Source organism: Agrobacterium sp. FDAARGOS_525, assembly GCF_003938925.1.
Lineage (GTDB): Bacteria > Pseudomonadota > Alphaproteobacteria > Rhizobiales > Rhizobiaceae > Agrobacterium > Agrobacterium pusense.
Map to the genome: position 1 here is coordinate 3,026,208 of NZ_RKIU01000003.1, position 16,682 is coordinate 3,042,889.

At 59.5% G+C, this 16,682-nt stretch carries 15 protein-coding genes and 4 pseudogenes; 6 read left to right on the forward strand and 13 right to left on the reverse strand.

Annotated elements, in window-relative coordinates; all coding sequences use genetic code 11:
- Positions 1 to 47 precede the first annotated feature (47 nt).
- From EGT36_RS16405 to EGT36_RS16425, 4 genes are all read right to left on the reverse strand, one after another.
- Complete coding sequence (locus tag EGT36_RS16405; protein ID WP_037089956.1) at positions 48 to 1,076, reverse strand: ABC transporter ATP-binding protein; 1,029 nt, start codon at positions 1,074 to 1,076, stop codon at positions 48 to 50.
- Positions 1,064 to 2,758, reverse strand: coding sequence for an ABC transporter permease (locus EGT36_RS16410; protein ID WP_037089954.1), 1,695 nt, complete (start codon positions 2,756 to 2,758; stop codon positions 1,064 to 1,066). Before EGT36_RS16410 ends, EGT36_RS16405 begins: the two co-directional genes overlap by 13 nt.
- 9 nt (positions 2,759 to 2,767) lie before the next feature.
- The gene (locus EGT36_RS16415) at positions 2,768 to 3,751 is read right to left on the reverse strand and encodes an ABC transporter substrate-binding protein (RefSeq protein WP_037089952.1); all 984 of its coding nucleotides are present in this window, start codon (positions 3,749 to 3,751) and stop codon (positions 2,768 to 2,770) included.
- Between the two features lie 335 nt (positions 3,752 to 4,086).
- Positions 4,087 to 5,331, reverse strand: a complete 1,245-nt coding sequence (locus EGT36_RS16425) for an aminotransferase-like domain-containing protein (protein WP_004442697.1) — start codon at positions 5,329 to 5,331, stop codon at positions 4,087 to 4,089.
- Positions 5,332 to 5,603: 272 nt separating this feature from the next.
- Here EGT36_RS16425 and EGT36_RS16430 point away from each other — a divergent pair.
- A pseudogene (locus tag EGT36_RS16430) lies at positions 5,604 to 6,053 on the forward strand (RbsD/FucU family protein); the annotation flags it as partial.
- A gap of 3 nt (positions 6,054 to 6,056) precedes the next feature.
- On the opposite strand, the gene EGT36_RS16435 reads toward EGT36_RS16430, so the two are convergent.
- The 5 genes and pseudogenes from EGT36_RS16435 to EGT36_RS31525 form a co-directional block, all read right to left on the reverse strand.
- Positions 6,057 to 6,326 carry a Txe/YoeB family addiction module toxin gene (locus tag EGT36_RS16435; protein WP_037089950.1) on the reverse strand — a complete coding sequence of 90 codons (270 nt, stop codon included), beginning with the start codon at positions 6,324 to 6,326 and terminating at the stop codon, positions 6,057 to 6,059.
- Complete coding sequence (locus EGT36_RS16440) at positions 6,323 to 6,577, reverse strand: type II toxin-antitoxin system Phd/YefM family antitoxin (protein ID WP_037089948.1); 255 nt, start codon at positions 6,575 to 6,577, stop codon at positions 6,323 to 6,325. The genes EGT36_RS16435 and EGT36_RS16440 overlap by 4 nt, the downstream gene beginning before the upstream one ends.
- Positions 6,578 to 6,714: 137 nt before the next feature.
- A complete protein-coding gene (gene ilvC / locus EGT36_RS16445; RefSeq protein ID WP_003495030.1) occupies positions 6,715 to 7,734 on the reverse strand; it encodes a ketol-acid reductoisomerase in 1,020 nt (339 codons plus the stop codon).
- A gap of 49 nt (positions 7,735 to 7,783) precedes the next feature.
- Positions 7,784 to 8,437: a TetR/AcrR family transcriptional regulator gene (locus EGT36_RS16450; protein ID WP_004442706.1), complete on the reverse strand. Its 654-nt coding sequence runs from the start codon at positions 8,435 to 8,437 to the stop codon at positions 7,784 to 7,786.
- Between the two features lie 394 nt (positions 8,438 to 8,831).
- Positions 8,832 to 9,736 (reverse strand): annotated as a pseudogene (locus EGT36_RS31525) (AraC family transcriptional regulator).
- Positions 9,737 to 9,925: 189 nt separating this feature from the next.
- Between EGT36_RS31525 and EGT36_RS16460 the strand changes: the two are divergent.
- A pseudogene (locus EGT36_RS16460) lies at positions 9,926 to 10,969 on the forward strand (NAD(P)-dependent alcohol dehydrogenase).
- 68 nt (positions 10,970 to 11,037) lie between these two features.
- On the opposite strand, the pseudogene EGT36_RS16465 reads toward EGT36_RS16460, so the two are convergent.
- Positions 11,038 to 12,298: pseudogene (locus EGT36_RS16465) on the reverse strand (NAD(P)/FAD-dependent oxidoreductase).
- A gap of 174 nt (positions 12,299 to 12,472) precedes the next feature.
- Positions 12,473 to 13,228, reverse strand: coding sequence for a pyridoxine 5'-phosphate synthase (locus EGT36_RS16470; RefSeq protein WP_006697805.1), 756 nt, complete (start codon positions 13,226 to 13,228; stop codon positions 12,473 to 12,475).
- Between the two features lie 249 nt (positions 13,229 to 13,477).
- Between EGT36_RS16470 and EGT36_RS16475 the strand changes: the two genes are divergently transcribed.
- Positions 13,478 to 14,068 carry a MerR family transcriptional regulator gene (locus EGT36_RS16475; protein ID WP_286084039.1) on the forward strand — a complete coding sequence of 197 codons (591 nt, stop codon included), beginning with the start codon at positions 13,478 to 13,480 and terminating at the stop codon, positions 14,066 to 14,068.
- A gap of 110 nt (positions 14,069 to 14,178) precedes the next feature.
- Here the strand turns inward: EGT36_RS16475 and EGT36_RS31055 are convergent, their stop codons facing one another.
- Both EGT36_RS31055 and EGT36_RS31060 read right to left on the reverse strand, forming a co-directional pair.
- Positions 14,179 to 14,265 (reverse strand): hypothetical protein, encoded by an 87-nt coding sequence (locus EGT36_RS31055; RefSeq protein WP_286084063.1) that lies wholly within the window; start codon positions 14,263 to 14,265, stop codon positions 14,179 to 14,181.
- Positions 14,266 to 14,683: 418 nt separating this feature from the next.
- The gene (locus EGT36_RS31060) at positions 14,684 to 15,283 is read right to left on the reverse strand and encodes an ATP-dependent DNA helicase (RefSeq protein ID WP_286084042.1); all 600 of its coding nucleotides are present in this window, start codon (positions 15,281 to 15,283) and stop codon (positions 14,684 to 14,686) included.
- A 207-nt stretch (positions 15,284 to 15,490) separates the two neighbouring features.
- Between EGT36_RS31060 and EGT36_RS16485 the strand changes: the two genes are divergently transcribed.
- The 3 genes from EGT36_RS16485 to EGT36_RS16495 all read left to right on the forward strand — a co-directional run.
- The gene (locus EGT36_RS16485; RefSeq protein ID WP_051634433.1) at positions 15,491 to 15,871 is read left to right on the forward strand and encodes a COG4315 family predicted lipoprotein; all 381 of its coding nucleotides are present in this window, start codon (positions 15,491 to 15,493) and stop codon (positions 15,869 to 15,871) included.
- Complete coding sequence (locus tag EGT36_RS16490; protein WP_022556561.1) at positions 15,855 to 16,406, forward strand: RNA polymerase sigma factor; 552 nt, start codon at positions 15,855 to 15,857, stop codon at positions 16,404 to 16,406. Before EGT36_RS16485 ends, EGT36_RS16490 begins: the two co-directional genes overlap by 17 nt.
- On the forward strand, positions 16,403 to 16,682 hold a 280-nt coding region (locus EGT36_RS16495; protein ID WP_502697442.1), incomplete at its 3' end, for an anti-sigma factor family protein. The genes EGT36_RS16490 and EGT36_RS16495, both read left to right, overlap by 4 nt.

The window sequence follows — 16,682 nt, forward strand, 5'->3', positions numbered from 1 at the left end:
TTAGCCGGTGTCGCTCCGCCTTTCCAGCGTTCGGCAGTGCGTGCGCTCTAAAGCCGCCACCCGCTGCGAATGGCAACCGGAAGCCTGTCACCCACAGCTGCGGCTTCACGCGAATAGGCCCTGACCGCCTGCCCATCCGGCAGGTCAAGACGAAGGGCATAACGCTCGCCCTCGTACAGAACCGAGGTGACGGTGCAGGCAATGCCTTCCGCATCCCGCACCACATCTTGCGGCCTCACAAGCACGTCGGCCCGCGATGCTCCCGCGCCTCTCTCCATCGCCGCCCGAAGTGCGGACCAGTCTAGATCGCGCGATGCCCCTTCCGGCAGTGGGAGGCTGAGGATCGTCCCCTGCCCGACCAGCGACCCGACCAGCCTGCCCTCCGGCCGCGCGTAAAGCTCCGCCGGCGCCGCGACCTGAAGCAGCTTGCCGTGCGACATGACGGCGACATCGGTTGCCAGCGCCATGGCTTCCGCCTGATCGTGAGTGACATAGATCATCGTCGCGCCGGAACGGGCATGGAAATCCCGAAATGTCTCTTCCATTTCCTGCCGCAGATGCCGGTCGAGGTTGGCGAGCGGTTCATCGAGCAACACGACGTCAGGCTCGGTGACGAGGCAGCGGGCAAGCGCAACACGCTGCCGCTGGCCACCGGAAAGTTCGGCGGGACGGCGATTCGCGAAGCTCTCAAGTCGGACGGCGGCAAGCGCCTGACGCACCCTCTCCCGGTATTTTTCGCCCGTAATACCGCGCACCTTCAAAGGGTAGCCGGCATTGTCGGCAACCGACATGTGCGGCCACAGCGCATAGGACTGGAACACCATTGCCATGTTGCGCCGCTCCGGCGCCACCATGCTGCCGGCATCGGCCAGCACCCGCTCGCCAAGCAGGATGGAACCATCCGTCGGCTGTTCGAACCCGGCAACCATGCGCAGCACCGTGGTCTTGCCGCAGCCGGAGGGTCCGAGCAGCGCCAGAAAGCCGCCTTCCCGCACAGTGAGAGAAACATCGTCCACGGCCGGTTTCGAACCGGCACCGAAGCTCTTCGACAGGCGGTTAAGGATCAGTTTCGCCAAGGCACAACTCCTTTTGGCAGATAGCGCCCCAGAACTTCCAGCAGCAGCATGAGGAAAATCACCATGATGACGACAAGCACCGATAGCGCCGAGGCGAGATCGAAGCTGCCGCTGTCATCGAGGTTGTAGATGAGCACGCCGAGCGTCTGTGTGCCGGCAGACCAAAGGAGCGCCGAAACCGTCAGCTCGTTGCAGGCGATCAGAAACACGAGGATGACGGAAGCCCCTGCCGCGGGCCCTACCAGCGGCAGGATAATATCCTTGAGCCGTCGCCAGAAACCCGCGCCCGACAGCCTTGCTGCCTCTTCCAGCGATGGATCGAATTGCAGGAAAGCGCTGACCATTGGTTTCAGGCTGACCGCGAAGAAAGAGGAGAAATAGGCAAGCAGAATGATCCAGATCGTGCCGTAAAGCGTAATGCCGAGCAATGGAATGGGAGCGGCGAAAAGCAGCACGAAAGAGACGGAAATCACCACCCCCGGCAGCGCATAGGGAATATCCACCAGCGCCGAGAGCAAGAACATGAACCGGCTTTTGCCACGCACGAGGAAATAAGCCGTCAGCACTGTCACCGCCAGGAGACACAAGGATGTCGCCGTCGCCAGAAACAGCGAATTGCGGAAGGCCGTGCGGGTCACGCTCTGCCGGTAAAGCAGCTCCTCATAGGCATGCAGCGTCGCGGTCTTGAGGCTGAGCGGCACGCCGTAGGCGGGCGCGAGCGAGCTTGCCACAAGCGCCGTCAGCGGCGCCACCAGCATGAAGAACAGGATGAGCCACAGGGCAAGCTCCGCCGCCACCCGCCACAAACCGAGCCGGAAGGTCGCCGCCTTTCCGGAAAGGCCGATGATGCGGTAATCCCTCCCCTTCATCGCCCGTTCCTGCAGAGCAAGCCCGGCCACGGAAATGATGGCGATCATGGTCGAGAGAATGGCGATATCGCCGAAGGTGCTGGTGCCGAAACTGGCAAAACGGCTGTAGATGAGCGTCGGCAGGGTAAAGATCGAAGCGGGGATGCCGAGGATCGCCGGAATGCCGAAATTGCCGACGTTGGAGACGAAGGAGATCGCCGCACCGGCGATCAGTCCAGGCGTGGAAAGCGGCAGGATGATATCGCACAAAACGCGCCGTGGTGAAGCCCCGGAAAGCTTGGCGGCCTCAATGCCATCCTGCGGTAAGGCGAGCAGCCCGGCGCGCAGCGACAGATAGACGAGCGGCGCGTGCTGCACACCGAGCAGGAGTGCGATGCCAGCGATGGAATAAAGCGGCTGCGGCGAACCCATCGCCGGCGCAAGGCCGATGGCCTTCAACAGCGTACTCGACGGGCCGGTCATGCCGATCCACGACAGCGCCGTCACCTGCGGCGGGATCATCATCGGCAGCATGAACAGGAAGCTTAAGATCGACTTGCCGCGGATGTCGCAGAGAGTCAGGGCAAGCGCGAAAGCGCCGCCGATTCCGAGTGAAATCAGCATGCCTGAAAACGAGGTGGAGAGCGTGTTCAGCGCCGCATCCCAGAGCGCCGGATCGGCCAGAAGTCGCCATATATCACCATTCAGTGACGAAACGACGCCGGTATAGGCAAGGCGTCCGAGCGGCAGCGCGCTCAGCGCAAAAACAACACTCACCACAAAAGGAAACAGCCAGCGCGGCTGGCTGTTTCCATAAGCCTTGGAACGGGTCATTCCGATTTATCAGCCCTTGGAACCGAAAATATCGGAGAAGGTCTTGAGATCCTGGTCGGAATTCTTCAGTGCATCGGCAGCGCTGAGCGGCAGAACCTTGATCTTGTCGCGGGCCGGGAAACCTTCCGGCATGCCGGCATCGGCACGGACAGGGATGTAACCGAGCTTGACGAAGCCCTGCTGGCCCTTTTCCGAAAGCACGTAATCGACAAACTTCTTGGCCGCTTCCTCGTGCTTGGTGCCCTTGATGATCGCGACCGGCTCGGTGACAGCAGAAACGCCCTCTTCCGGGAAGACGAATTCGACCGGTGCGCCCTTGGCCTTTTCACGGATCGGCATGTAATCGACCACCACGCCGTAAGCCTTTTCGCCCGAAGCGACGGACTTCAGCACCGCGCCGTTGCCACCGCCGGCAATGGCTTCATTGGCCTTCAGCTGCTTGTAGTAATACCAGCCGAGGCCATTTGCTGCGGCAAGCGTCTGCGCGTGAATCAGTGCCGCACCCGACGTCAGCGGGCTCGGCATGGTCACGAGACCCTTGGCTTCCGCCTTCGCCAGATCTTTCCAGCTCGTCGGCTTCATCGCGGCGGCCGTATTGTACATTATGCCTGTCGTGATGAGCTTCGTGGAGTAATAGAAGCCGTCTGCATCATAGAGCGTGGCATCGATATTCTTGGCTTCGGGAGACTTGTGGGCGAGCAGCTGACCGGCCTGCTTCATGCGCTCCAGCGTCACGGTATCGGCGATCAGAAGCACGTCGGCAACCGGATTGCCGGCGCTGATTTCCGCCATCAGCTTGGCCATGATTTTCGGCGTTCCGTCACGCACCCATTCGACGTCGAGACCGGGATTGGCAGCCTTGAACCCGTCAACGGTCGCCTGCGCGTCCTCATTCGGCTGGCTGGTATAAAGCACCAGATCGGCGGCATTGGCAGCAGTGGCGATGAAGCCAAGCGATACGACGGCGGTGAAAGCGGAGAGCAGCGTTTTCATGGATCCAGTCCCTGTTGTTCGGTGGGACCGCTAAAACATGATTGCATAACATGTATGTGACAGGCAGGATTTTAGTGGTGTGATCTGTTGGGGCCAGCGGGATTGAGGGGAACAGTGCCTCTTGGTGCTTGCGGCTCACCCCCCTCTGCCCTGCCGGGCATCTCCCCCTCAAGGGGGGAGATCGGCAAGAGGCGTTGACAGCACTTCATTTTCAACTGTTGCGATAGGCGATACCTTAACCGCGAGTCGATCTCCCCCCTTGAGGGGGAGATGTCCGGCAGGACAGAGGGGGGTGAAGCCACAACCCCCGTCGCCGCCGAAAAACCTCGCAACCCTCAAATCGCCGGAACTACCTCAGCCGTTTCCGCCTGAGCCGTCGCAATCAACCGCCCGAGGCGCTTCATGCCTTCCTCGATCATCGCCTCGTTGGCGCAGGAGAAGCTGATGCGCAGCGTGTTCGTGCCCGAACCATCCGCAAAGAAAGCACGGCCGGGAACGAAAGCGACCTTTTCCGTGGCGATGGATTTGGCAAGCAGCGCCGCCCCATCCATGCCCTCAGGCAGCGTCACCCAGATGAACATGCCGCCTTCCGGCTTCGTCCAGCTGGTCGTCTTCGGCATGTACTTCTCGAGCGCCGCCAGCATCGCATCGCGGCGTGCGCTATAGGCTGCCTTGATCTTGGCCACCTGCTTGTCGAAGCCGCGCGAGGCGACGCGTTCGATGGCGATCTGGTTGATCGTCGAGGAATGCAGGTCGGCGGCCTGCTTCATCAGCACCAGCTTACGGATGACAGGAGCGGAAGCGACGATGTAACCGACGCGCAGACCCGGAGCGAGCGTCTTCGAGAAGCTGCCGCAATAGATGGTGCGGGTGTTTTCAATGCCGCCCGAACGGGCAATGTCGAGCGCCATGATCGGCGGAACGGCTTCGCCATCATAACGCAGCGACTGATAAGCCGCGTCTTCTATGACGGCGATATCGAGCTCGTCAGCAAGCTCCAGGAGCTTCTGCCGTCCGGCCAGATCGACGGTTTCGCCGGTCGGATTGGAAAAATCGGCCGATAGATAAGCGAACTTCACCGAACCGCCAAGCTTGGCCGCGGTTTCGCGGTAAGCCTCGGGCGTGCGGTTACCGCCGGGGTTCAGCTGGTCATAGTTGGGCTCATAGGCATTGAATGCCGAGAGCGCGCCGAGATAGGTCGGCCAGGTGACCAGCGCCGTATCCTTTGGCGACAGGAACAGCTTGCCGAGATAATCGAGACCCTGCTGCGAACCGGAAACGATGAAGACGTTGTCGGCGGTGCATTCGATGCCGATCTTGTCCATTTCTCCCGCCAGCCATTCGCGCAGCGGCTTGTAACCTTCGCTGACGGAATATTGCAGCGCGGCGTTGACCTGCGCGCCAGAAAAAATCTCCGCGTAAGCCTGCTGAAACTCCTCTGCTGGAAAAAGAGCGGGGTCCGGAATACCGCCGGCAAAGGAAATGATGTCGGGCTGCTCGAGCAGCTTCAGCAGCTCGCGGATTTCAGACGCTTTCATGCGCGAAGAGCGCGTGGCGAAAATTTGTTCCCAATTGAGCATGGGTACGTTTCCTCTTGTGTCGTTTTTATGCGTGCATCTTTACAGAAATGTCGATACGTCAGCAATACTGACTTATCAGTTTTTCGAATTATTTCTGCCTCCCTGCACATTGCCCTTAACTGGTCTCAATCGAGGCCGATTTCGCGGACAAAGCCAAATACACCCTTGCGCAAAGCTTCACAATCACACCTTTGCGATTGACGCCACGGGGTTTTCCGGCTGGATTGCACGCGAGCCACGACACGGCGAAAGCATCATGGGAGTTTGAGGACATGCTGAAGAATATCGACCCGGCGCTGAATGCCGACGTTCTGCACGCGCTGCGCGCCATGGGTCACGGCGACACGCTGGTGATCTCGGACACCAATTTCCCCTCCGACTCTGTTGCCCGCCACACCACAGTCGGCAAGGTTCTTCACATCGACAACGTCTCCGCTGCCCGCGCAATGAAAGCGATCCTGTCCGTCCTGCCCCTCGATACCCCGCTGCAGCCCTCGGTCGGCCGCATGGAAGTAATGGGCGCGCCCGATCAACTGGAACCGGTACAGGCCGAAGTGCAGAGGGAAATCGACGCGGCTGAAGGAAAATCCGCCCCCATGTACGGCATTGAACGCTTTGCCTTCTACGAAAAAGCCAAGCAGGCTTATTGCGTCATCACGACGGGCGAGACGCGGTTTTACGGCTGCTTTCTGCTGACGAAGGCGTCATCCCGCCCAAGTGACCGATTACTGGTAATGGAAGCGGCACTGGATGATCTCCAGCCTTTGTTCGCTGCCGGACCCGGATACACGATAGACAAACCGATGCTCGGCGGAAATCCGCCGAGACCAATATCCTGCCATATCGCCCTTCAGAGGCTCCGGTTTTCCGAGCCCAGCAAAGGGCGTCCGTTTGGCATTCCGTATGAGGTCGTTAATTTTCTCTACCATACGAGCATCGGTTCTTTGCCAGAACTCGTAATCGTCCCATGAACTCAGCGTCCAGACGAGCTTCATTCTTCGGTTGGATCCCGCTCGATGATATCGCCGCGTTCAAGTTGATCCATGGAAGTACGAAGTCGTAAGGCATTTGCCGGGTTGGATAAAAGATGCAGCGTTTCCTGCATGCTCTCGTATTCCCCCTCAGCGAGAACCACGACCGCCTCCTTCCCCTGCCGAGTAACCAGCAACGGCGCGCGCGTCTCCAGAACCCGGTCGAAATGGGTCGCGAAGTTCTGCCGGAATTCCGTGAATCGCACATTTGCCATGAGAACCGCCTCTCGTAGATATGTACAGATTTATGTACGTATCGTTAATCGAGAGTCAAGCTAAACCGGCCCGTTCCCTAACGGAAAAGGCCGGAGCTTTCGCCCCGGCCTCCAAAATTTTCATCAAGCAATGAAGCTTAGTTGACGGCCTTGTCGACCAGCTTGTTCTTGCCGATCCAGGGCATCATGCCGCGGAGCTTGGCGCCGACTTCTTCGATCTGGTGGCTGTCGTTGTTGCGACGGATACCCTTGAAGCGAGCGCCGCCAGCCTTCCATTCCTGCATCCACTCGGAGGTGAACTTGCCGGTCTGGATGTCGTGCAGGACGCGCTTCATTTCAGCCTTGGTGTCGGCAGTGATGATGCGCGGACCGGTGACGTATTCGCCCCATTCTGCGGTGTTGGAGATCGAGTAGTTCATGTTGGCGATGCCGCCTTCATAGATCAGGTCAACGATCAGCTTCACTTCGTGCAGGCACTCGAAATAGGCCATTTCCGGAGCGTAACCGGCTTCGACCAGAGTTTCGAAACCAGCGCGGATCAGTTCGACGAGACCGCCGCACAGAACGACCTGTTCGCCGAAGAGGTCGGTTTCGCACTCTTCCTTGAAATTGGTCTCGATGATGCCCGAACGGCCGCCGCCAACGCCGCAGGCGTAGGAGAGAGCGAGTTCAAGGGCGTTGCCCGAAGCGTTCTGGTGAACGGCAACGAGGCAGGGAACGCCGCCGCCCTTCTGGTATTCGCCGCGAACCGTGTGGCCAGGGCCCTTCGGTGCGATCATGACGACGTCGAGCGATGCCTTCGGCTCGATGAGGCCGAAGTGAACATTGAGGCCGTGCGCGAAAGCAATCGCTGCGCCATCACGGATGTTGCCGGCAATGTCGGCCTTGTAGATGTCGGCCTGCAGTTCGTCAGGCGTTGCCATCATCAGCAGGTCGCCCCACTTGGCGGCTTCGGCAACGGTCATGACCTTGAAGCCATCAGCTTCGGCCTTCTTGACGGTCGGAGAACCGGCCTTGAGAGCGATGACGACGTTCTTGGCACCGGAATCCTTGAGGTTCAGCGCATGGGCGCGGCCCTGGGAGCCGTAACCGACGACGACGACATTCTTGGACTTGATGAGATTGAGATCGGCATCACGATCATAATAAACGCGCATTTTATGGTCCTTCCCTAATGCTTGTCTCTCAGTTGTCTGAACCGGAAGCTTAAGCGACCTTGCCGCCCAGTTCCGAATGTACCTTTTCCGTGCCGTAGAGGGTCAGGAAGGCAATGACAGCCTTCTTCGCCCGGGCAGAAAAATCCTTGTCCGGCGCCTCGCCCAGCAGCATGCGCACATGCAGATCCGAGACGATAAGGCCGTAAAAACTGCGATATGCCTCTTCGGCATCATCGAAACGCAGGTAACCGGAACGGCGACCTGCCTCGATCAGCCCACGGGCGCGGCGGTCGATCTGGCGACGACCACGTTCCAGCAGCAGATCACCGAGCTTCGAGCCATCCCGACTCGCCTGCCCTATCGCCAAACGGTTAAGCGCCAATGACACGTCGCCTGCCAGCACATCCAGCAGATCATGGGCGAAAACCTCGAGGTGATCGGCAAGCTGCGGTGCGGAGACGCGGTCACCTGCCTTTTCGAAGGTGCGGACCTTGCTCTGCTGAAAGGTGATCATCGCTGCCAGCAGGCCATCGCGATCACCGAACCACTTGTAAAGGCTTTCCTTGGAACAGTTGGCGGCGCGCGCCAGTCCCGATGTGGTCAGCGCTTTCTCGCCGCCTTCGACCAATAGACGCAATGCCTGGTCCAGAACGGCGTTCTGGCGCGGCGAAAATTCCTGCGCTGTGATCGGGTCGGAAGCCAAGTCTTTCCACTCCAAGGGGCTCGATTGATGTACCGTACGGTACGGTTCGAGCGCCATTTAAGCGGAGGCGGCGTTGCGGTCAAGCGGATTCTTTAGAGGGGGATGAGAATTGACGCGGTGCGGCGTGGGGATGAATAGCAACGCGGGTGCGTCTTCAGGCGGTTGTGTGTGGTAGCGGGTCGTCGGTAAGTGTGGCTTCCCCCCTCTGCCCTGCCGGGCATCTCCCCACAAGGAGGGAGATCGACAAGATGCGCTATCGCCACTTCATTCTCTAACGTCGAGATGGGCAAAACCTTGCCGCATATCTATCTCCCCACCTGTGGGGAGATGCCCGGCAGGGCAAAGGGGGTAAGCCACACCTACCGACGACCCGCTACGAATGCACAGCCCCAATCTACCCCGCCGCAATCTCGCGCGATGCATCGACGTCCCGTGACGGCGACAGCCCGTAAAAGCGGCTATATTCTCGGCTGAACTGCGAAGGGCTCTGATAACCGACGCGATGGCCCGCGGTACCGGCATCCAGTCGCTCCAGCAGCATAAGCCGCCGGGCCTCATGCAGGCGAAGCTGCTTCTGGTACTGGACCGGCGTCATGGCCGTGATCGTCTTGAAATGATGATGGAAGGACGACACGCTCATGCCGATGTGATCTGCAAGGTCTTCGACGCGCAGCTGGCGTGCGAAATTCTCGCGCAGCCATGCGATGGCGCGGGCGATGCGGTTGCCGTGACTTCCAGCGGCAATGATGTTCATCAGCTGCCCGCCGGCCGGTCCGGTCAAAATGCGATAGAGGATTTCCTGTTCGATGAGCGGCGCCACGGCGGCAATGTCTGCGGGACGATCGAGCAAGCGCAGCAGCGGATGGCCGCATCGAGAAGTTCCGGCGTGGCTGTGTTGACCACGATGCCGCGCTGCGCATTCGTCGGCTCCACCGGCGGATCGATAGGAACACGCCGCATGAGATCGAGCAGCTTTTCACTGTCGATGGCAAGCGAGATGCAGAAATGCGGCACTTCCCTGCTCGCCTCCACCACCCGCCACGCAACCGGCAGATCAAGCGATGTCAGGAGATAATCGCCGGCACTGTAGTTGATGGTGTCCGTCCCCAATTGGACGCTTTTCGATCCCTGGATCACCATAGCGAGACAAGGGCGATAACTGCCGTGGCAGGGAGCGCTCGGAGTCGTACGCCGGCTGATGCCAAGGGAGCCGATTGCCGTCTGCACCTCGCCGTCGCTGGTGGCATGCCGCGCGGCGATGGAAGCAATTTCCTGATAGACATTGAACGACAAGGACATAGGGGAAATCCCTTGACTGACGGAAGAGGTGCGTTTGATGTCATCTATCTAGAAAGCCTCTCGGCCCGCGCAAAGAGCGCACCATCATATTTTTGCAGGATCGTGCAAAAAGCTAGGAGGATCGCTCTAACGCCCGTTCGTTCTTCCATTGCATATTCCGCCGTCCCCAACTTCCGAAAGGATATTCAGATGGCTATTGCAAGAGGTTACGCTGCTACAGATGCGTCGAAGCCGCTTACCCCGTTCACCTTCGAACGCCGCGAGCCGAATGATGACGACGTCGTCATCGATATCAAATATGCCGGTATCTGCCATTCCGACATTCATACCGTCCGCAACGAATGGAAGAACGCCGTCTACCCGATCGTTCCGGGCCACGAAATCGCCGGTGTCGTCCGCGCCGTTGGCTCCAAGGTCACCAGATTCAAGGTCGGTGATCATGTCGGCGTGGGCTGCTTTGTCGATTCCTGCGTCGGTTGCGCCACCCGCGATCTCGACAATGAACAGTACATGCCGGGTCTCGTGCAGACCTATAACTCCGTCGAACGCGACGGCAAGACCGCCACGCAGGGCGGTTACTCCGACCATATCGTCGTGCGGGAAGATTACGTCCTCTCCATTCCGGAAAACCTGCCGCTCGATGCCTCCGCTCCCCTGCTCTGCGCTGGTATCACGCTTTATTCGCCGCTTCAGCACTGGAATGCCGGCCCGGGCAAGAAGGTGGCTATCGTCGGCATGGGCGGTCTGGCCATATGGGCGTGAAGATCGGTTCAGCCATGGGCGCGGATATCACCGTGCTTTCGCAGACACTCTCCAAGAAGGAAGACGGCCTTAAGCTTGGCGCGAAGGAATATTATGCCACCAGCGATGCCTCGACCTTCGAAAAGCTCGCCGGCACCTTCGACCTGATCCTCTGCACCGTTCGGCGGAAATCGACTGGAATGCTTATCTCGGCCTGTTGAAGGTCAATGGCACCATGGTGCTTCTCGGTGTGCCTGAACATGCGATCCCGTGCACGCCTTCTCGGTCATCCCCGGCCGCCGTTCTCTGGCTGGCTCTATGATCGGCTCTATCAAGGAAACCCAGGAGATGCTGGATTTCTGCGGCAAGCACGACATCGTGTCCGAAATCGAAACGATCGACATCAAGGACGTCAACGAGGCTTATGAGCGCGTGCTGAAGAGCGACGTACGTTACCGCTTCGTCATCGACATGGCGTCGCTCGACGCTTGATGCGTCCGGAAACGGCGAAACAGAAACGGCGGGAAGCCATGCTTCCCGCCGTTTCTTTGTCGCTTGCCTCACGCCTCGTCCTTCAGCGTCTCTTTCTGGGTGATCAACCGCGCGCTGTGCTGGCCACTCAAGTAAATCCAAAGCCAGCTCCACGCCACGGCCAGCCGCGAACGCGTTCCGATCAGGAAATAGATATGGGCAAGTCCCCATATCCACCATGCCAACACGCCCTTGAGCTTGAACCGGCCAAAATCGATCACCGCCGCGCGTTTGCCGATCGTGGCAAGATTGCCCTGATGGCTGTAGCGGAAGGGTGAAGGAAACGGCTTGCCGTCAAGCCGCGCCTTGATGACCTTCGCGACATAAGCGCCCTGCTGCTTTGCCGCAGGCGCAATACCCGGCACCGGCTTGCCGTTTCCTGATTGACGGCGGCGGTATCGCCGATGACGAAGATATCAGGATCGTCTTCCAGATTAAGCTGCGGCCCAACAATGGCCCGTCCTGCCCTGTCGGCGGCGGCATTGAGCCATTTAGCCGCGGGAGAAGCCTGCACGCCGGCGGCCCAGACGACCGTACGGCATGGATATGGGTCTCGCCACCGTCACGCCCTCGTCGCTGCAGGCCGTCACCGGCGTTCCGAGCAGAACCTCGACGCCAAGTTTCTCAAGCGCCTCCTTGGCATAGGCCGAAAGATCCTCCGTAAAGACCGGCAGCACGCGGGGACCAGCCTCGACGAGCAGCACGCGGGTCTTTCGGGTGTCAACGTTGCGGAATTCCGCCGGCAGCGCCTTATGGGCAAGCTCTGCAATCATGCCTGCCATTTCCACGCCGGTCGGGCCTGCCCCTATGATGACAAAGGTTAGCAGTGCCTGTCGTTCCTCTTCGCTGGTCGCGAGTTCGGCCCGTTCGAAAGCCCGAAGCAGGCGGCGGCGGATCGTTGTCGCATCCTCCAGCGTCTTGAGACCCGGCGCGGAACGCTCCCACTCATCGTGACCGAAATAGGCGTGGCGTGCGCCTGTAGCCAGCACCAAAGTGTCGAAGCGGATCGTTTCACCGGTGTTGAGATGCACGGTCCGGGCCGCCCGATCCACGCCGGTCACCTCGGCAAGCAGCGTCGTGACCTCCTTGCGATCGCGGTAGAGATGACGGATCGGCCACGCGATCTCGGATGTCGCCAGCGCAGTCGTCGCAACCTGATAAAGCAATGGCTGGAAAAGGTGATGATTGCGACGATCGATCAATGTGATGCGGACAGGGCCCCCTCCAGCCCGTGTACCAGCTGCAAACCGCCGAAGCCTCCACCACGACGACAACATGATGTTCTTGCATATGTCTCTGCCTTCAAAAGCCCGAGCATCGGTCCGGAAAGTGAATTCCGACTATCGGAAACGCCGATACTCAACCCAGAACCTAGTTCGGCGGGACCGGTTCCGACATATCTCCCGCCGCCCTCGCGCACGGAGCATGCGCAAGGCAGAACATAGGCGAAAAAATTGGCTTTGGTTATGAAATAGCCTGACCGCAGGCCTGCCGAAAACGCCGGACTGTTTCCGCCATGCCATATTCCAGGGCATCCGCCGTCAACCCGTGGCCGATTGAAACCTCGGCCAGATAAGGGATACGTTTCATCAGCTTTGGCAGGTTCGCGACGGTGAGATCATGGCCCGCATTGACGGCAAGTCCGAGCGCCGCAGCATGGTCCGCCGTCCGCCCAAGCGTCTCGACGAGCACATCGGCCTTGTGCGGATCGTCATAACAGCCGCCATAGGGCCCGGTATAAAGTTCGATACGCGCAGCGCCCGTCTCAGCCGCCAGTTCCACCGGCTCGCGTTCGCCGTCGCCATCTGCGAAAAGCGACACCCGCATGCCGCCCGATTTCAGCCGTCCGACGACCTGCTTCAGAAATTTCGCATGCGCGCGGAAATCCCAGCCATGATCGGAGGTTGCCTGCGACGGATCGTCAGGTACGAGTGTGACCTGTTCGGGCTGGGTCTTTTCGCACAAAAGGAGAAAATCCTCGCTCGGATATCCTTCAATGTTGAACTCCGCGGAGGGAAACCTGTCATCGATCAGCGCGCGCAGGGCCGGTAGATCCGAGAAGCGGATATGGCGCTGGTCAGGCCGCGGGTGTACAGTCAGCCCGCTTGCCCCCGCCTCCAGTGCAATATGCCCGAAATGCGCGACATCCGGCCATGGAAGATCGCGGCGGTTGCGTAACATGGCAATTGCGTTCAGATTGACAGAGAGTTTTGCGGGCATGGCATCGGGCTCCGGTTCGGAATTGACATCCTGTTTCACGCAGGTTGACGCCGACCGCAAGGAGGCTGATAAATTTTTTATCATACCGGGAACGAAAGTGCGCATGACACGTTCCGGTTTTGATGTAGCGTTTGGCATTATGTTTTTATCGAAAAACGGTCTGTTGCGGGGGAATAAGCAACAGACGCCTTTAAAAAGGCAGACACGCTGCCGGAGAGCGCGAAGGGGGAGACAATGCAGGATGGCCGGATGCCGTTCGAAAGTCGCGGCGACGAGGACAAACCCAATCTAAGGGTCAACAGCTTTCTACCGGATATAAGCCTGCCCTCATCGCTGCCCGCCGAACCGGTTCCGATCGCGGACATGGCCAATATCTTCGGAGTGACCCACCGTACCCTGCATTTTTACGAAGAAAAGGCACTGCTGACGTCTAAACGCATCGGACAGATGCGGGTCTATTCTCACCGCAACGTCCAGCGCATGGCCGTTATCAACGTTTGCCGCGAAGTCGGTATTTCCGTGGCTTCGATTACGGAGATCATGGAAAAACTAGTCCGTTCTCTCTCACAGGAAGAGGCAGACGATATATTTCGCGACGCACTAAGGCAGCGAAAGCGAGAGTTGACGGCGGAGCTTTCCACGCTCCAGCGCCAGGCCCAGCAGATCGAGGAACTGCTCGTCACCGATAGCGACGAAGATGGCGCGGACGCGGCCGAGCGGGGACAGGCAAACGACATCGCGCTAACCGATCCTGAACGGAAATGTCTCGAACTCATGGCGGAAGGATACGCCCCTGTCAGGCTCGCCCGTGCCCTTGGCCTTTCGGCAAACGAGCCTTAACATCCTCGAACGAAGATTATCGGCAAGTTCAGCGCCAGCAACCGTTTCAGGCGTGGCCAAGGCGTTCTGCTCGGCGTCATCCGCGCCTGATCAGGATCAGCGAACGATGGTCAGGGTCTCAGCCGCGCGGTAATGGCGGTGTAAAGCCACCTCTCGCGCGAGTCCCGGAACGCATAACTCTCATCGAAGAGAACCACGTTATTCCATTGCGAACCCTGGCCTTGTGCACCGTCAACGCATAGCCGAAATCGAATTCGTCATAACGCTTGCGCGTGGACCACGGAATTTCGGTCTCCACGTCCTCGAAGGCCGCCTTCAGCAGTTTGATCTTGGCCGCACCGCGATCCATATCGTCGTCTTCAGGCCGGATCATCAGGTGATACCAGGCTTCACCGTCTCGCGCGACGAACTCATCACCTGCCACAGCGAGCCGTTGAGCAGCCCTTGGCAGGATCGTTGCGAAGGCAGACCAGCTGTCGCCCGATTGCGGATAATCGGCGGTAAAACCCTTTAGCTCGCGAAGACGTTGATTGTAGCGGCGGCGGGTGCGGTTGGTGCCAACCAGCACCTGATCGGCATCGAGCACCAGCGACTGCGTCACCTCGGATTTGGAGATCACCTCGCGGAACCATAATCGCCGCGCATGATCTCCCGGCCTTCCCGCACATCCATGGCAAGATGGATGATGGGATTGTCCTTCGCCTGGCGATGGATTTCCGACAGCAGATAATCCGCTCCTGCTCGTAAAGAAGCCTCCGCCCGAAACCGGCGGCAGCTGCCGGGATCGCCGAGCACGAGGATGGGCGTGCCGAAACTCATCAGATCCTTGCCAAGCTGCTCGTCGACCATCGAACATTCATCGATGATGATGAGCGCCGCCTTGGCGAGCGGGCTCTGGCGGTTGATGGAGAACATCGGGGCAATCGAGGTCTTGCCGGTTTCTTCGTCTTCCACCGTCTCCTCTCCGCGCGGGCGGTAGATCAGGGAGTGGATGGTGCGGGCATTGGTCGCGCCGCGGGAACGCAGCACCTGCGCCGCCTTGCCGGTGAAGGCCGCAAACAGCACCTCTCCATCGACGTTTTCCGCAAAATGCCTGGCAAGCGTGGTCTTGCCGGTTCCGGCATAGCCGAACAGCCGGAAAACCGGCGACCGGCCTTCCTTGAGCCAGCGGGAAACAGCCTTGAGCGCTTCGTCCTGTTGCGGTGAAAATAACATGCGCCCTCATCGCAGGATTCGAGCCCGGTACGCAACAGAAAAAGAACGAAAGATGAATATCGTGAGCGCTGAAGCGCAGGTTTACGCCCGGTTTTCCCCGTTCGTCATCAGGCTGCTGAAAAAAATATTTTGCGAAGGGAATAAATCACGGACCAACGGTGTCTCTTGTTGTGCCGGCGGCTCGAGCCCGCCCGAACCAAGGAGGATATGTCCATGAAAATCCGCTTCATCGTCCCCGCCCTCGTTCTGGCCTTTGCCGGAACAGCCTATGCCGCCCCGGCGGTCGAAACGGTCAAGACCGCAAAAGGCAATGTGCTCGCAGGTGAAAAAGGCATGACGCTCTACACTTTCAAGAACGACAAGAAGGGCGTATCCAATTGTTATGACAAATGCGCCACGAACTGGCCGCCCTTCTTCGCTGCGGAGAATGCGAAAGCCGAAGGGGCTTACTCCATCGTGACGCGCAAGGACGGCAAGAAGCAATGGGCGAAGGACGGCATGCCGCTCTATTACTGGATCAAGGACACCAAGAAGGGCGATGCCACCGGCGACGGCGTGAACGGTGTGTGGGATGCAGCAAAACCCTGACGAGATGGAAGCTGCGACGCGGGGGAGACAGTCCCCCGCGGCCGGCAGCTTCGAAGCGGAGATGCTGGCCCTGATACCGATGCTGCGCCGTTATTCCCGCAGCCTTTCGCGCTCAGATACCGATGGAGAGGACCTGTTGCAGGACTGCGTCGAGAAGGCGCTGGCCAATAAAGCAACATGGCGCGGAACCGGTTTGAAATCATGGGCCTACACGATAATGACGAATCTTTATCGCAACCGCCACCGGACAGAGAAACGGCATCCTTCGGAAAGTCTCGATGAAACGATCGCCGCTGCCGAAACGCTGGGCGATACGCTGGAGAACGACCGCCTGCACGGCGCGCTTGCGCTGCTTTCGCCTGAGATGCGCGCCGTACTGATGCTGGTGACGGTGGAGGGCTACAGTTATCAGGAGGCGGCGGAGACATTGTCGATCCCGCTCGGCACCGTCATGTCCAGACTGTCCCGCGCCCGCGAAACCCTTCGCCAGCATCTGGCGGCGGATAATATCATTCCCCTGCGGAGACCACGATGAAACGGGCTGATGCCATAACCGAAGACGACCTGCACGCCTATGTCGACGGGCTTCTCTCCGACGATGACCGCGCGGCTGTCGAGGCATGGCTCGCGGAAAGACCGGAAGAGCAGAGCCGGGTGGAAGACTGGAAGAGACAGGCCGACAGCCTGAGAAATGCCTTCGCCTCCTATGCCGCCGCACATCCGCGTGACGCATCGATGCTGACTCGCGAAAAGGTCGCACGCGCCTGGCGGCTTAAACCCCTTCTCCTGCGAACCGCGGCAGCTTTCCTGA